The sequence below is a fragment of the Roseicella sp. DB1501 genome, assembly GCF_013112485.1.
Taxonomy (GTDB): domain Bacteria; phylum Pseudomonadota; class Alphaproteobacteria; order Acetobacterales; family Acetobacteraceae; genus Paracraurococcus.
In genome coordinates this window covers 263,714-278,217 of record NZ_JABFHG010000001.1, presented here as the reverse complement: position 1 = coordinate 278,217, position 14,504 = coordinate 263,714, and the positions used below count along the sequence as shown (strand labels likewise).

General features: G+C 72.6%; 13 protein-coding genes. 11 read left to right on the top strand and 2 right to left on the bottom strand.

Annotation, left to right across the window (positions count from 1 at the left end; genetic code table 11):
• The first annotated feature begins 92 nt into the window (after positions 1-92).
• A complete protein-coding gene (locus tag HJG45_RS01340; protein ID WP_171610272.1) occupies positions 93-2,378 on the top strand; it encodes an NADP-dependent malic enzyme in 2,286 nt (761 codons plus the stop codon).
• A gap of 54 nt (positions 2,379-2,432) precedes the next feature.
• Here the strand turns inward: HJG45_RS01340 and HJG45_RS01335 are convergent, their stop codons facing one another.
• Positions 2,433-3,332, bottom strand: coding sequence for a hypothetical protein (locus HJG45_RS01335; protein ID WP_171610271.1), 900 nt, complete (start codon positions 3,330-3,332; stop codon positions 2,433-2,435).
• 179 nt (positions 3,333-3,511) lie between these two features.
• Here HJG45_RS01335 and HJG45_RS01330 point away from each other — a divergent pair, with 179 nt between their 5' ends.
• The 6 genes from HJG45_RS01330 to HJG45_RS01305 all read left to right on the top strand — a co-directional run bounded on the left by HJG45_RS01330 (position 3,512) and on the right by HJG45_RS01305 (position 9,878).
• On the top strand, positions 3,512-4,213 hold the full coding sequence (locus HJG45_RS01330) for a VWA domain-containing protein (protein ID WP_171610270.1): 702 nt from the start codon (positions 3,512-3,514) through the stop codon (positions 4,211-4,213).
• Positions 4,214-4,220: 7 nt separating this feature from the next.
• Positions 4,221-4,961: a molecular chaperone DnaJ gene (locus tag HJG45_RS01325; RefSeq protein WP_171610269.1), complete on the top strand. Its 741-nt coding sequence runs from the start codon at positions 4,221-4,223 to the stop codon at positions 4,959-4,961.
• Between the two features lie 423 nt (positions 4,962-5,384).
• Positions 5,385-6,260 (top strand): UTP--glucose-1-phosphate uridylyltransferase GalU, encoded by an 876-nt coding sequence (gene galU, locus HJG45_RS01320; RefSeq protein ID WP_368040488.1) that lies wholly within the window; start codon positions 5,385-5,387, stop codon positions 6,258-6,260.
• 197 nt (positions 6,261-6,457) lie between these two features.
• Positions 6,458-7,777, top strand: a complete 1,320-nt coding sequence (locus HJG45_RS01315) for a UDP-glucose/GDP-mannose dehydrogenase family protein (protein WP_171610267.1) — start codon at positions 6,458-6,460, stop codon at positions 7,775-7,777.
• 299 nt (positions 7,778-8,076) lie between these two features.
• On the top strand, positions 8,077-9,492 hold the full coding sequence (pgmG, locus tag HJG45_RS01310) for a phosphoglucomutase/phosphomannomutase PgmG (protein WP_171610266.1): 1,416 nt from the start codon (positions 8,077-8,079) through the stop codon (positions 9,490-9,492).
• Positions 9,378-9,878 carry a gamma-glutamylcyclotransferase family protein gene (locus tag HJG45_RS01305; protein WP_368040500.1) on the top strand — a complete coding sequence of 167 codons (501 nt, stop codon included), beginning with the start codon at positions 9,378-9,380 and terminating at the stop codon, positions 9,876-9,878. Before pgmG ends, HJG45_RS01305 begins: the two co-directional genes overlap by 115 nt.
• Before the next feature lie 9 nt (positions 9,879-9,887).
• On the opposite strand, the gene HJG45_RS01300 is transcribed toward HJG45_RS01305, so the two are convergent.
• Positions 9,888-10,859, bottom strand: a complete 972-nt coding sequence (locus HJG45_RS01300) for a LysR family transcriptional regulator (RefSeq protein ID WP_171610264.1) — start codon at positions 10,857-10,859, stop codon at positions 9,888-9,890.
• 121 nt (positions 10,860-10,980) lie between these two features.
• Between HJG45_RS01300 and HJG45_RS01295 the strand changes: the two genes are divergently transcribed.
• The 4 genes from HJG45_RS01295 to HJG45_RS01280 all read left to right on the top strand — a co-directional run bounded on the left by HJG45_RS01295 (position 10,981) and on the right by HJG45_RS01280 (position 14,488).
• Complete coding sequence (locus HJG45_RS01295; RefSeq protein WP_171610263.1) at positions 10,981-11,736, top strand: SDR family oxidoreductase; 756 nt, start codon at positions 10,981-10,983, stop codon at positions 11,734-11,736.
• A 205-nt stretch (positions 11,737-11,941) separates the two neighbouring features.
• Entirely contained in the window at positions 11,942-12,685 is a 744-nt protein-coding gene (locus tag HJG45_RS01290) for a bifunctional 2-polyprenyl-6-hydroxyphenol methylase/3-demethylubiquinol 3-O-methyltransferase UbiG (RefSeq protein WP_171610262.1), read from the top strand.
• Positions 12,686-12,758: 73 nt separating this feature from the next.
• On the top strand, positions 12,759-13,358 hold the full coding sequence (locus HJG45_RS01285) for a nucleotidyltransferase family protein (protein WP_368040487.1): 600 nt from the start codon (positions 12,759-12,761) through the stop codon (positions 13,356-13,358).
• Positions 13,359-13,747: 389 nt separating this feature from the next.
• Positions 13,748-14,488, top strand: a complete 741-nt coding sequence (locus HJG45_RS01280) for a transposase (RefSeq protein WP_171610261.1) — start codon at positions 13,748-13,750, stop codon at positions 14,486-14,488.
• Positions 14,489-14,504 lie beyond the last annotated feature (16 nt).

Here is a 14,504-nt window from a genome sequence, read left to right as displayed (position 1 = left end):
CCCCGGGATCGTCCGGCCGGAACACCGCCGTTCCGATGGTTGCGGCCCCGCCGCATCGGCCGCATCTTCCCCCTCCGGAACGGGGACGAGGCATGGACGAGGATTTCCGCAAGGCAGCGCTCGACTATCACCGGCTGCCGCGACCCGGGAAGCTGAGCGTCGAGCCGACCAAGCGCATGGCGACGCAGCGCGACCTCGGCCTCGCCTATTCCCCGGGCGTCGCCGCCGCCTGCGAGGAGATCGCCGCCAATCCCGACGCGGCCTGGGACTACACGGCGCGCGGCAACCTCGTCGCGGTCGTCTCCAACGGCACCGCCGTGCTCGGCCTCGGCGCCATCGGCGCGCTGGCCTCGAAGCCGGTGATGGAGGGCAAGGCGGTCCTCTTCAAGAAATTCGCCGGCATCGATTCGATCGACATCGAGGTGGAGGAGCGCGACCCGCAGCGGCTGATCGAGGTGGTCGCCACCCTGGAGCCCTCCTTCGGCGCCATCAACCTCGAGGACATCAAGGCCCCCGAATGCTTCGAGGTGGAGCGGGTGCTGCGCGAGCGCATGCAGATCCCGGTCTTCCACGACGACCAGCACGGCACCGCCATCATCGTCGCCGCCGCGGTGCGCAACGGGCTGCTGCTGCAGGGCAAGCGGCTCGAGGAGGTGAAGCTGGTCAATACCGGCGGCGGCGCGGCGGCGCTCGCCTGCCTCGACCTGCTGGTGGCGATGGGGCTGCGGCGGGAGAACGTGACCGTCTGCGACATCCACGGCGTGGTCTATGAGGGCCGGCCGGAGGGGATGGACCCCTACAAGGCGCGCTACGCCCGCCGCACCGATGCGCGGAGGCTGGAGGAGGTGCTCGACGGCGCCGATGTCTTCCTCGGCCTCTCGGCGCCGCGCGTGCTGAAGGCGGAATGGCTGCCGCGGCTCGGCCCGAAGCCGCTGATCATGGCGCTGGCGAATCCCGAGCCGGAGATCCTGCCCGAGGCGGTGCGCGCCGCCCGGCCGGACGCGATCGTCGCCACCGGCCGGTCGGACTATCCGAACCAGGTCAACAATGTCCTCTGCTTCCCCTTCATCTTCCGCGGGGCGCTGGATGTCGGCGCGACGGCGATCAACGAGGCGATGAAGGTCGCGGCGGCCGACGCCATCGCGGCGCTGGCCCGCGTCGAGGCGAGCGAGGTGGTGGCCGCGGCCTATGGTGGCAACGCCCCGGTCTTCGGCGCCGACTACATCATTCCGAAGCCCTTCGACCCGCGCCTGATCCTCGAGATCGCGCCCGCCGTCGCCCGCGCCGCCATGCAGACCGGCGTCGCCCGCCGGCCGATCGAGGATTTCGCCACCTATCGCCGCGAGCTGGAGCGCTTCGTCTTCCGCTCCGGCTACCTGATGCGGCCGCTCTTCGAGGCAGACCGCAAGGCGCCGCGCCGGGTGGTCTACTCGGAAGGCGAGGACGAGCGGACGCTGCGCGCGGTGCAGACGGTGTTGGACGAGGGGATCGCCGAGCCGGTGCTGCTCGGCCGGCGCGAGGTGATCGAGGCGCGCGCCCGCGCCATGGGCCTGCGCATGGATTTCTCCGAGTCGGTCGAGATCCTCGATCCCGTCGCCGATGTGGCGAAATTCGCGCCGCTGACCGAGATGTACCAGCGCCTGGTCGGCCGCCGCGGCGCCCCGCCCGAGGCGGCGGCGCGGCGGGTGACGACGCGCGCGACCGTCGCCGCCGCCCTGCTGCTCGAGGCCGGGATGGTCGATGCCGCCCTGGTCGGCGGCAGCGGCAACTGGATGCGGCAATTCCACTACGCCTTCGACGTCATCGGCAAGGGCGATGCCAGCTCGCGCGTCTATGCGCTCTCGGCCGTCATCATCCCGACCGGCACGCTGTTCTTCGTCGACACGCATCTGATGGTCGAGCCGACGGCCGAGCAGATCGCCGAGATGACGCTGCTCGCCGCCGAGCAGGTGGAGGCCTTCGGCCTGACGCCGAAGGTGGCGCTGCTCAGCCATTCCTCCTTCGGCGGCTCCAACGCGCCGACCGCGCGCACCATGCGGGCGGCGCTGGGGCTGCTGCGGGCGCGGGCGCCGCATCTCGAAGTGGATGGCGAGATGCATGCGGATGCCGCGCTGGTGCCGGCGATCCGCGCCCGCGCGGTGCCGGACAGCACGCTGACGGACACCGCCAACCTGCTGGTCTTCCCCAACCTCGATTCCGCCAATATCAGCTTCAACCTGCTGAAGGCGGCCGCCGACGGGCTGCAGGTGGGGCCGGTGCTGCTCGGGATGAGGAAGCCGATCCACGTGCTGGTGCCGAGCGTGACGGCGCGCGGCATCGTCAACCTCACCGCCGTCGCGGTGCATCAGGCGAATGCGCTGCGGGCGCAGGCGGGGTAGGGCGGGCTGCCGTCGCGGTCAGCGCCGCGACGGCAGCGGACCGGCCTTGGCCGGTCAGGCGATCACGACGTGATTGATGAAGAGGCGCGGAACGTTGCCATTGTCGGCCATGCCGTCGGCCACGATGAAGGCCAGGCTGTGCATGCCGCTCGCCGCGACGGTGAAGCTGCCATGCACCCAGCCGGCGGAGCCAGGATCGCCGGCATCCTGGCCGTTGGCCAGTGCCATGGGAGAGCCGTCCAGCACGACATAGGCGGAGTCGTCCCGCTGGGCGGCATCGTAATTGTCGAACATCCAGTCGAAGGAGATCGTCTGCCCCGCCTCCATGTAGACATCGGCCCGCGTGGCCGCGCCGGCGACCGGATCGTGGCCGAGCCCTGCCAGGGCACCGGACGGAAGGCCCGTGAAGTCCTCGATCCCGGCGATGCTGGCCCCCATGGAGATGAGGAGCGATCCCATGGGGGTGAAGACGCCAGTGCCGAGGACCGGAAGCTCCCCGAGCGAAATCTCCTGCGACTCCGGCGCCACGTCGCGGATCGGCCACACGGTGCCGTCCAGGCGGATGCTGACGGCCTCGACATGGACCATGTCGAGATGCAGGAGATCCGAGACGAAATGCCGCTGCGGGTCGTCCAGCAGATACTCGTGCAGGCGCAGCAGCTCCGCCCGGACCGCGGCCGTCATCTGGCTGCCGGCGATGGTGATAGTCAGCGTGTCGTTGCCGTCGCCGCCATCCACCAGGTCATGGGTCGCGCTCGCCCGCTGGCCCAGCGTGGCGAAGGCCAGGTCGTTGCCGGCGCCGAGCTTCACGGTGCTGCCGAGGCCTGACAGCGCGGCCCGGTCGTTGCCGGCGCCGCCGAGCGCTGTGTCGCCCGCGCCGATGTTGCGGAACACCGCGATGTCGGTCGCCGCCTCGCCGGAGGCGTCGAGCAGATCGATCGCGGCCGTTCCCATAAAGATAGATTGTGCCATATATTTTGCACCACAGGTTGCGACGCTGTTTACATCGACTCTGGCGCCTCGGCAAAGACATTCGCGCCGGGCGGCAGGCGCCGCCGGCCTCTGCCGCGCCCCTGCCGGCCCCGCCGCCCATCCCCCTGGCGCCGCCGCCGCACCGGGCCCATCTCCGCTTCATGAGCAACCTGCCCGACAAGCCGGCCTCGGCCGCCGTCGCGGCCTTCCTGCAGCGCGTCGAGGCCATGCCGCAGGCGCGGCCGGCCGCCGGGCGCCGCGGCCGCCTCGTCTTCGCCATCGATGCCACCGCCTCGCGCCAGCCGACCTGGGACCGCGCCTGCCAGTTGCAGGGCGAGATGTTCGGGGCGACGCGCGACCTCGGCGGCCTCGCCATCCAGCTCGCCTATTACCGCGGCTTCCGCGAATTCGCGGCGACGCCCTTCCTCGCCGATGCCGCCGAGCTGACGCGGCGCATGGCCGGCGTGCAGTGCCTCGGCGGCCAGACCCAGATCCAGCGCCTGCTGGAGCATGTGCTGGCCGAGACGCGGCGCGAGCGGGTGAACGCCCTGGTCTTCGTCGGCGACGCGGTGGAGGAGGCGGTCGATCCGCTCTGCCATGTCGCCGGCCAGCTCGGCCTGCACGGCACGCCGGTCTTCTGCTTCCACGAGGGCGGGCATCCGGAGGCGGCGGCGGCGCTGCGCCAGGTCGCCCGCCTCTCCGGCGGCGCCTATGCGCCCTTCGATGCGGCGAGCGCCGCGGCGCTGCGGGAGCTGCTGCGGGCGGTCGCGGTCTATGCCGCGGGCGGGCGGCAGGCGCTGGTCCGGCTGCCGGGCGGCGCGGCGCAGCGCATCGCCGGCCAGCTGCCGGCGCCGCAGCGCTGAGGCGGCGATGGTCTGGCTGGCCCTCGGCGCCGGGCTGCTGCTGCTGCTGCTCTGGCTGGCGCGGCTCTTCGCCACGGCGCGGGTCGAGACCATCCGCAAGGCCGCGATCTATGGCGGCGCCACGCTCGGCGCCGCGATGGTGCTGCTGGTGCTGCTGAGCGGCCGCGGCGCGCAGGCGATCTGGACCGCCGGCCTCTTCGCGCCGCTGCTCTGGCGCTGGGGGCAGGGGGCGCTGGCCAGCCGGCGCTTCCGCCGCGAGACCGGCGGGACGGCGGGCGGGCCGGGCGAGACGGCGGTGGAGACGGCGACGCTCGCCATGCGGCTCGACCATGCCAGCGGGCGGATGAGCGGCACGGTGCGGCGTGGCCGGCAGGCGGGGCGCGACCTCGCCGCGCTGAGCCTGGCCGAGCTGCTCGGCCTGCTCGCCGAATGCCGTGGCGCCGATCCGGAGAGCGTGCCGCTGCTGGAGGCCTGGCTGGACCGGGCGGAGCCGGACTGGCGGGCGGCGGAGGCGGCCGGGGCAGGGGCAGGGGGAGCAGGGGATGGCGGCGCCGGGCCGCGCGCGCCCTCGGGCGGGCGGATGACGCGGGAGGAGGCGCTGGCGGTGCTTGGCCTGACGGAGGACGCCGATGCGGCGGCGATCCGCGCCGCGCATCGCCGGCTGATGCGGGCGGCGCATCCCGACCAGGGCGGCAGCGACTGGCTGGCGGCGCGGATCAACCAGGCGCGGGACGCGCTGCTCAGCTAATTATCCCCATGACCTCGCTGCGCGCCGCCGCGGAGGCCCCCTGATTCGCTCGGGGCCCGAGATGCGGCATGGCCTGCCGCGGCGAAGCCTCGGCAGGGCGACGGGAGGCGACGGAGCTGGCCGGTGGCGCCCCATGGGCAGGTGGGGGGGCCAGGCGAGGTGTGGGCGATCTGCCGCAGTTGTGCCCCACTCCGCTCACAGTGTCGTAGCAATTGCCCCGCAAATGTGGGTTGTCGGCCGGATGGCGACAGGTCAAGGCTGCCGGCGCATGCCACGCCCCGCGCCGCGCGGCCGGGCATGAGCAGGCGCCGGGAGCCAGGCCTGCCGGTCAGGCTTGCGGGTCCCGGATGCGCGTGGCACTCCTCGCCGCCCGCGCCCGGAGCGCCGGCCGCTCCCGTTCGACGCCACTGCCAGGAGAGGCACGTGTCCGCATTGAAGCCGTTGAAGAAGGCCGTCCTGCCGGTTGCCGGGCTGGGCACCAGGTTCCTGCCCGCCACCAAGGCGCTGGCGAAGGAAATGCTGCCGGTGGTTGACCGGCCGCTCATTCAATACGCGATCGACGAGGCGCGGGCCGCCGGCATCGAGCAGTTCTGCCTCATCACCGGCCGCGGCAAGACCTCGATCGTCGAGCATTTCGACGTGGCCTATGAGCTTGAGCGCACGCTCGAGGAGCGCGGCAAGGCGAAGGAGCTGGCCGAGCTGCGCGCCCAGCAGATCGAGCCGGGCGCCCTGGTGACGGTGCGCCAGCAGGTGCCGATGGGCCTCGGCCACGCCATCTGGTGCGCCCGCGCCTTCATCGGCGACGATCCCTTCGCCATCCTGCTGCCCGACGACCTGATGCTCTGCGAGACCTCCTGCACCGCGCAGCTCGCGGCGGCCTATCGCGAGACCGGCGGCAATGTCGTCGCCATCGAGGAAGTGCCGCGCGAGCGGGTGAACCGCTACGGCGTGCTCGACATCGCCGAGGACAAGGGAAGGCTGGTCTCGGTCAAGGGGCTGGTCGAGAAGCCGCCGGTCGAGAAGGCGCCCTCCAACCTCACCGTCATCGGCCGCTACGTGCTGATGCCGGAGGTGATCGGGCATCTGGCGAAGATGGAGCGCGGCGCCGGCGGCGAGGTGCAGCTGACGGACGGCATGGCCAAGCTGATCGGCCAGCAGCCCTTCCACGGCCTGCGCTATGAGGGCCGGCGCTTCGATTGCGGCGACAAGGCGGGCTGGCTGGAGGCGCAGATCGCCTTCGCTCTGGAGCGGCCGGACATGGCGCCGGCGGTGCAGGCCTTCCTCAAGCGCTATACGTAACGCCCCACGACGTTGCTGCGCGCCGCGGTGGGGGTCGCCTCAAGTCGCAGGGGCGTCACAGCCTGCGGCGGCGAAGCCGCGGCAGGGCAACGGGTGGGGGCGGGCTGTGACGGGCGGCTGCCCGGCGGCGGGTCGGCCGGCGGCGAGGGTGCTACAGGAGGAGCCAGCGGCGGGGTCGCCGCCGGTGGAGGGCGTCGATGCGGATTGCCATGGTGGGCGCCGGCTATGTCGGCCTGGTCTCGGGGGCCTGCTTCGCCGAGTTCGGCGTCGATGTCAGCGTCATCGACAGCGACGCGACGAAGATCGAGGCGCTGCGCGCCGGCCGCATCCCGATCTACGAACCCGGCCTCGACAGCCTGGTGGCCGAGAACAGCCGCGACGGGCGGCTGCACTTCACCACCGACCTCGCCACCGCGGTGCAGGCGGCGGATGCCGTCTTCCTCGCCGTCGGCACCCCCTCGCGCCGGGGCGACGGCCATGCCGACCTCTCCTTCGTCTTCGCCGCCGCCGAGCAGGTGGCGCGGGCGGCGCGCGGCCCGCTGGTGCTGGTGACGAAATCCACCGTTCCCGTCGGCACCGGCCGGCAGGTGCAGGAGATCGTCCGCCGGGTGCGGCCCGACCTCGCCATCGAGGTGGCGTCGAATCCGGAATTCCTCCGCGAGGGCAGCGCCATCGGCGACTTCATGCGGCCCGACCGGGTGGTGATCGGCACCCAGGACGGGCCGGACGGCGAGCGGGCGCTGGCGGTACTGAAGCGCCTCTACCGGCCGCTGAACCTGATCGAGGTGCCGATCCTGGCGACCCGGATCGAAACGGCGGAGCTCATCAAGTACGCCGCCAACGCCTTCCTCGCCACCAAGATCACCTTCATCAACGAGATCGCCGATCTCTGCGAGCGGGTCGGCGCCGATGTGCACGACGTCGCCCGCGGCATGGGGCTGGATGGCCGGATCGGCCGGAAATTCCTGCATGCCGGCCCGGGCTATGGCGGCTCCTGCTTCCCGAAGGACACGCTGGCGCTGGCCCGCACCGCGCAGGATGCCGGCGCCCCGATGCGCCTCGTCGAGACCACCATCGCGGTGAACGAGGCGCGCAAGGCGCAGATGGCCGATCGCGTCATCGCCGCCTGCGGCGGCAGCCTCACCGGGCGGACGGTCGCCGTGCTCGGCCTCGCCTTCAAGCCGGAGACGGACGACATGCGCGACGCCGCCTCGCTCGCCGTCATCCCCCGCCTGATCGAGGCCGGCGCCGCGATCCGCGCCTTCGACCCGGCGGCGATGGACCATGCGCGGGCGCTGCTGCCGGAGGGCGTGCACTACGCGACCGGCGCGCTCGACGCCGCGGCGGGGGCGGATGCGCTGGTGCTGCTGACGGAATGGAACGAGTTCCGCGCCCTCGCGCCGCAGCGGCTGCGCCAGGCGATGCGCGGCGACATCCTGCTCGACCTGCGCAATGTCTGGGACCCGGCGGTGATGCGCGAGGCGGGCTTCCGCTACCACTCCATCGGCCGACTCTAGACCATGATCCGCTCACGCAGGGTCGCGGATCATGGTTCAGGCCGTTGCTTGATCCCGTGAGTCACGCTGTTCGGTGAGCCACCTCAAGCGATCACGCTCTCATTCCCCGCGAAGCAGCTGCGCGGCTTCGCGGGGTCCTGCGGGGCCTGGGCGCCTGCCACACCCGCGCCACCTTCGCGGTGCAATTCCACCGCGAAATCCATTAGACCATCTCAGCGACCATCGACGCGGCCCGGGCCGCCGGCAGCGCCCGCGGCGCCCGGCCGGCGCGGCGGCCGCCAGACCCGGAGAGTTCCAGCATGACCGCCTTCCACCACAGCTTCGACCGGACGGTGCTGCGCGAATACGACATCCGCGGCATCGTCGGGACGACGCTGCAGCCGGAGGACGCCTTCGCGATCGGCCGCTGCTTCGGCAGCCTGGTGCATCGCGCCGGCGGCACCAAGGTCGCGGTCGGCTATGACGGCCGGCTCTCCTCCCCGGATCTGGAGCCGCAGCTCGTCGCCGGGCTGCGCGCCTGCGGCCTCGAGGTGATCCGCATCGGCCTGGTCGCCACGCCGATGCTCTACTTCGCCGCCTACCACTTCTCGGCCGATGGCGCGGTCATGGTCACCGGCAGCCACAACCCGCCCGACTACAACGGCTTCAAGATGATGCTGGGCAAGAAGCCCTTCTACGGCCAGCAGATCCAGGAGATCGGCCGCATGGCGCGGGAGGGCGACGTGGTGCCCGTCTCGACCGAGGGCCATGACCACCAGGTCGATGTCATGGAGGCCTATGTCGCCCGCCTGCTCAAGGACTACGATGGCGGCGACCGCCAGCTCAAGGTGGTCTGGGACCCGGGCAACGGCTCCGGCTCCAACGTCACCCGGGTGCTGGCGGCGAAGCTGCCGGGCGAGCACTACGTCATCAACGGCGAGGTGGACGGCACCTTCCCGAACCACCACCCCGACCCGACCGTGGCGAAGAACCTCGAGCAGCTCATCGCCGAGGTGAAGCGCGAGGGCGCCGATCTCGGCATCGCCTTCGACGGCGATGCCGACCGCATCGGCGTGGTGGACAATGAGGGCCACATCCTGTTCGGCGACCAGCTCCTCGTCGTGCTGGCGCGCGACGTCCTGAAGAGCAAGCCTGGCGGCACCGTCATCGCCGATGTCAAGGCGAGCCAGGTGCTGTTCGACGAGATCGCCAAGGCCGGCGGCACGCCGCTGATGTGGAAGACCGGCCATTCGCTCATCAAGGCGAAGATGGCCGAGACCGGCAGCCCGCTCGCCGGCGAGATGTCGGGTCACATCTTCTTCGCCGACAAGTGGTACGGCTTCGACGACGCGCCCTATTCCGCCGTGCGCCTGCTCGGCATCATCGCGCGGATGCCGCAGACGCTCAGCGCCGTCCGCGCCGCCCTGCCGCAGGTGATCAACACCCCGGAGCTCCGCTTCGACTGCCCGGAGGAGCGGAAATTCGAGGTGGTGCGGGAGGTGAAGGAGCGCCTCACCGGGGCCGGCGCCAAGGTGCAGGACGTGGACGGCGTGCGCGTGCTGACGCCGGATGGCTGGTGGCTGCTGCGCGCCTCCAACACCCAGGCGGTGCTGGTCGCCCGCTGCGAGGCGAGTTCGGAGGCGGGGCTGGAGCGGCTGAAGGGCATGCTGGTGGAGCAGCTCACCGCCAGCGGCCTCGCCGCGCCGGACTTCTCCGGGGAGAATGCGGGGCACTAGATCCCCACGAAGCCGCTGCGCGTCTCGCGGGGGCGCCGCTGTTTCTCTATGGCACGCTGCTCGATCCGTTGGTGCTGGAGCGCGTGGCCGGGGCGCCCGGCCTCGCCCGGCGGCTGCGCCTGGCCCTGCTGCCGGGCTGGGAGCGGGTGGCGCTGCGCGGCACGCCCTATCCCACCCTGCGCCGCCGCCTCGGCGTGCTGACGCCGGGCGCCGTGCTGCGCCCTGACCCCGTCGCGTTCGCCCGCCTCACCGCCTATGAGGGCGCCGAATACCGGCTCGTGCCGGTGCGGGTGGCGCGGCTGCGGCAGGCCGGGGGCGGCGCCTCGACCCCGCTCTGGGCCCGCGCCTGGGTGGCGCCCGCCTGGCGCGCCGGGGCGCCCGGCTGACGCCCCGCTTCAGCCGCCCCTCTCCGCCGCCTTCCTCTCGGCCATCTCCGTTCCCGCCAGATCCGGGCCGACCAGCTCCATCCGCGCCCGGCACAGCGTCCCGAACCAGCCGGTGAAGGCGCGCAGCCGGCGCGAGAGGTGCCGGCGCGCCGGGTAGAGCAGGGTGATGGGCATCGGTGGCGGCGGCCAGCCTGGCAGCACCTCCACCAATAGCCCGGCCTGCAGCAGCGGCCGCGCGTCATAGGCGGGAAGCTGGATCAGCCCGAGTCCGGCCCGGCAGCAGGCGAGATAGGTCTCGGCATCGTCCACCGCGACCACGACCGGCAGCCGCATCGCCATCGGCACGCCGTCCGGGCCAAGGAAGTCCAGCGCCGCGCCCCGCCCGTCCTGCGGCACCCCATAGCCCACCGCCAGATGCCCCGCCGCGACCAGCGCCTCCGGGCTCGCCGGAAGGCCATGCCGCGCCAGATAGGCCGGAGCGGCGCAGCTCGCCTGCCGCAGCGCGCCGAGCCGCCGCGCCACCAGCCCCGACTCCGCCAGCGGCCCGACCCGCACCGCGACATCCACCCCCTCGGCCACCAGGTCCACCGGCCGGTCCGTCACCCCGATCTCCAGCGTGATACCGGGATAGCGGGCGAGGAAATCTGGCAGGGCGGGGGCGATCAGGCGGCGGCCGATCCGCCCCGGCACGTCGATGCGCAGCCGGCCGCGCGGCGCCTCGCCTGGCGGCCGGAACAGCGCCTCGGTCTCGGCCAGATCGGCCAGCAGGCGCTCGGCGCGGGCGCGGAAGGCCTCGCCGTCGAGCGTCAGCCGCATCCGCCGCGTGGTGCGATGCAGCAGCCGCGTCCCGAGATGCGCCTCCAGCGCACGGATGCGCAGCGAGACGGTGGAGCGCGGCAGGCCGAGGCTGTCAGCGGCGCGGCCGAAGCTGCCGGCCTCGACCACCCGCAGGAAGATCTCCATAGCCGCCAGCCGGTCCATCCGCGCCTCCCCGCGACGATTATGCAGCAAGACCGAACAGTGAAACCAGATGGCGGGGATTTATCCGGCCAACGCGACGGACGAGTCTCCCGGTCACGCAACAGCCAGAGAGAGACGCGCCATGCCAGCCATCGGGCTCAAGGGCCGCAACGTGGTCATCGCCGGCGGGGCCAAGAATCTGGGCGGGCTGATCAGCCGCCAGCTCGCCGCCGACGGCGCCAATATCGCCGTCCACTACAACAGCGAGGCGAGCCGGGCGGCGGCGGAGGAGACGGTGGCCGCGGTGCGCGCCGCCGGCGCCGAGGGCTTCGCCATCCAGGGCGACCTCACCCGGATCGCCGACGTCACCCGCCTCTTCGACACCGCGGCCGAGCGGCTCGGCGGCATCGACATCGCCATCAACACCGTCGGCCGGGTGCTGAAGAAGCCGATCCTGGAGACCACCGAGGCGGAATACGACGCGATGTTCGCGGTCAACGCGAAATCCGCCTATTTCTTCCTGCAGGAGGCGGGGCGGCGGCTGAACGACAATGGCCGCATCGTCACCATCGTGACCTCGCTGCTCGCCGCCTTCACCGGCCTCTATTCGACCTATGCCGGCGCCAAGGCCCCGGTCGAGCATTTCACCCGCGCCGCGGCCAAGGAATTCGCGCCGCGCGGCATCTCGGTGGTCAATGTCGCGCCGGGGCCGATGGACACGCCCTTCTTCTACCCGGCCGAGGACGCGGCCTCCATCGCCTACCACAAATCCCAGGCGATCGGCGGCGCGCTGACCCGGATCGAGGATATCGCGCCCATCGTGCGCTTCCTCGTCACCGAGGGCTGGTGGATCACCGGCCAGACCATCTTCGCCAATGGCGGCTACACCACGCGCTGATACCGAGGGCACGAAGGGTTCACCTTCGTGCCTCTCAAATGCCAGGCGCTCAGCCCGGCGGGCCGCAGGCCGGAATGTCCTGCGCTCGGCAGAAGGCCGGCGGCGGCGCGGCGGTTGACCGACGCCGCGCGATGCGCCGATCGGCCGCTTCGGGCGTTGCCGTCGCGCGGCGCCGGGAGGCCGCCGCGCGAGGACAAGGCCGCCCATGCCGCAGATCATCTATGACGACCCGGACTTCTTCGCCGCCTATGCGGGGCTGCGCCGCTCGGTGGAGGGGCTGGACGGCGCCCCGGAATGGCCGCGGCTGCGCGCCCTGCTGCCGCCGCTTGCCGGGCGCGCGGTGCTCGATCTCGGCTGCGGCTATGGCTGGTTCGCCCGCTGGGCCCGCGCCGCGGGCGCGGCGAGCGTGCTCGGCATCGACCTCTCGGCGGCGATGCTCGCCCGCGCCCGCGCGATGACCGGGGATGCCGGCATCGCCTACCAGCAGGAGGATCTCGAGACCGCGGCGCTGCCGGAGGGCGCCTTCGACCTCGCCTGGAGCGCGCTCGCCCTGCACTACGTCGCGGACCTTCCCGGCCTGCTCGGTCGGATGCGCGCCGCGCTCCGCCCCGGCGGCCGCTTCGTCGCCTCCATGGAGCATCCGGTCTACACCGCGCCGGCGCATCCCGGCTGGACCAAGGACGCGAGCGGCCAGCGGATCTGGCCGCTCGAGGGCTATGCGCGGGAGGGGCGGCGGCAGGTGCGCTGGCTCGGCGCCGAGGTGGTGAAGCAGCACCGCATGCTGGGGACGATCCTGGCGGCGCTGCGCGGCGCCGGGCTGGTGCTCGACCATCTGGAGGAATTCGCCCCCGACGCGGCGCAGATTGCGGCCGAGCCGGCGCTGGAACCGGAGCTGGACCGGCCGATGTTCCTGCTGCTGGCGGCGTACCGGCCGGATGATGCCGATTAGAGCAGATCCCATTCGAGTGGGAACACTCGAACGGGTGAAGATGCCCTGAAAACAGAAGGCTGGAGCATTCGCCGTGACCGCAGGTGAACGGAAAAGGCTCTGGAGCAGATCGCGGGAGGGCGTTGCCTGGCTGGCCGGGCTGATCGCCGGCGAGGCGCGGCTATGCGAGCCACTGCGGGCGGTCGCGGCGCTCGGCCTGCCGGATGCCTGGATCGACGCCGGCCTGCTGCGCAACGCCGCCTGGGATGCGCTGTCGGGCTTTCCCCCGGGCCGCAACCCGCCCGGCGATATCGACGTGGTCTGGTTCGCGGCGAATGCCGGCCCGGAGGCGGATGCGGCGGCCGAGGACGCCCTGCGCCGGATGCGGCCGGGACTGCCCTGGTCGGTGCGCAACCAGGCGAGGATGGCGGCGCGCAACGGCGATGCGCCCTATGCCGATACCCGCGACGCCGCGGCGCATTGGCCGGAGACCGCGACGGCGGTGCTGGCCCGCCGGACGGAGCAGGGGGTCGAGGTGGCCGCCCCCTGGGGCCTCGCCGATCTGATGGCGATGCTGGTGCGGCCGACGCCTGATTTCGCGCGGCTACCAGCGAAGCGGGCGGTCTTCGCCGCACGCTGCCGGGCGCAGCGCTGGCGGGAGCGCTGGCCGGCGCTGCGGGTGGCGGAGGGGTAGGGGCCCAGAGGAGGGACCCGGGGAGGGACCCGGGGAGGGACCCGGGGAGGGGCCCGGGGGAGAGGCCTGGGAAGGGCGGCAAAGGAACGCTTGCAAGTTTTCCCATTTTCTGGTTTCGTTCTCTCGAACCCGGACGGCAACGTCTCCCCAACCCCCTGCCGTCCCGGGGTCTAGTACGCCTCGGTTCGACCCATCGATCGGCCACTCCCCGCGCCCGCCTCCCCCAGGCACCCCCCCGGCGCAGGCCGTTCGATGGGATCGACCGAGGCCCATTGCCTCGCGGCTGGAGCCGGGAGGAGGGCATGTCGGCCAGGGCGGCGGCTGCAACGCTGCGTTGAATTTTTTCCTATAATCCGTTACGATCCCGCCTGCTCCTCGGGATCGCCGCCATGCCTCGCCCCTCCCGCTGCCGCTCTCCCCCAGCTCCCACCCCCCTCCTGCCGCCCGACTTCCTCCTCCGCCACGACCTCGTCCGCCGCCTCTACCTCGACCCGCTCACCTGCCACACCGCCCCTCACGGCTGGGCCCCGCTCACCGATGCCGAATGGGAGGCCCTCGTCCCGCACCTCGCCGCCACCGGCTGCGGGTTGCACGCCCCCGGCGCGCCCGGCCGGCCGCTGCCCGATCCCCGCGCCCGGCTCGACGCCATCTTCCGCGCCGTGATGCTGAAGCGCCCCAACACCGAGGGCGGCGGCCGCGCGCCCTGGCGCATGCTGCCGCCCGAGTTCGGCAAGGCGCCCACCATCGCCCGCTGCTACCGCCGCTGGACCCGCGCCGGCCTCTGGACCCGGCTGCTCCGGGCGCTCGCCACGGCCGCGCCCGGCAGCCCGCTCGCCCGCCTCGACTACCGGCTCTGCTGCGCCTTCCGCCGCGGCGTGCGGATCATGGGGCTCTCGGCCATCGTGCTGGCGCGGCGCCTGCGCCTGCACAGCGCCCTGCCGGCCCCCTCGCAATACCTGCCCGATCCGGATTTGTCCGAAAGCTACAGCGAGGTGTTCCTTCGCATCGCTAACTTGGCGAAGGCCAACCCCGGCTGGTGGCCGCCCAGGCCCTGGCGAAGGCTGCTCGCCGACATGCACCGCGCCATCGGCGGCCGGACGCGCATCCCCGGCGCGTGGGAGCCGGCCTGAGATGGTTGCGGTGGGC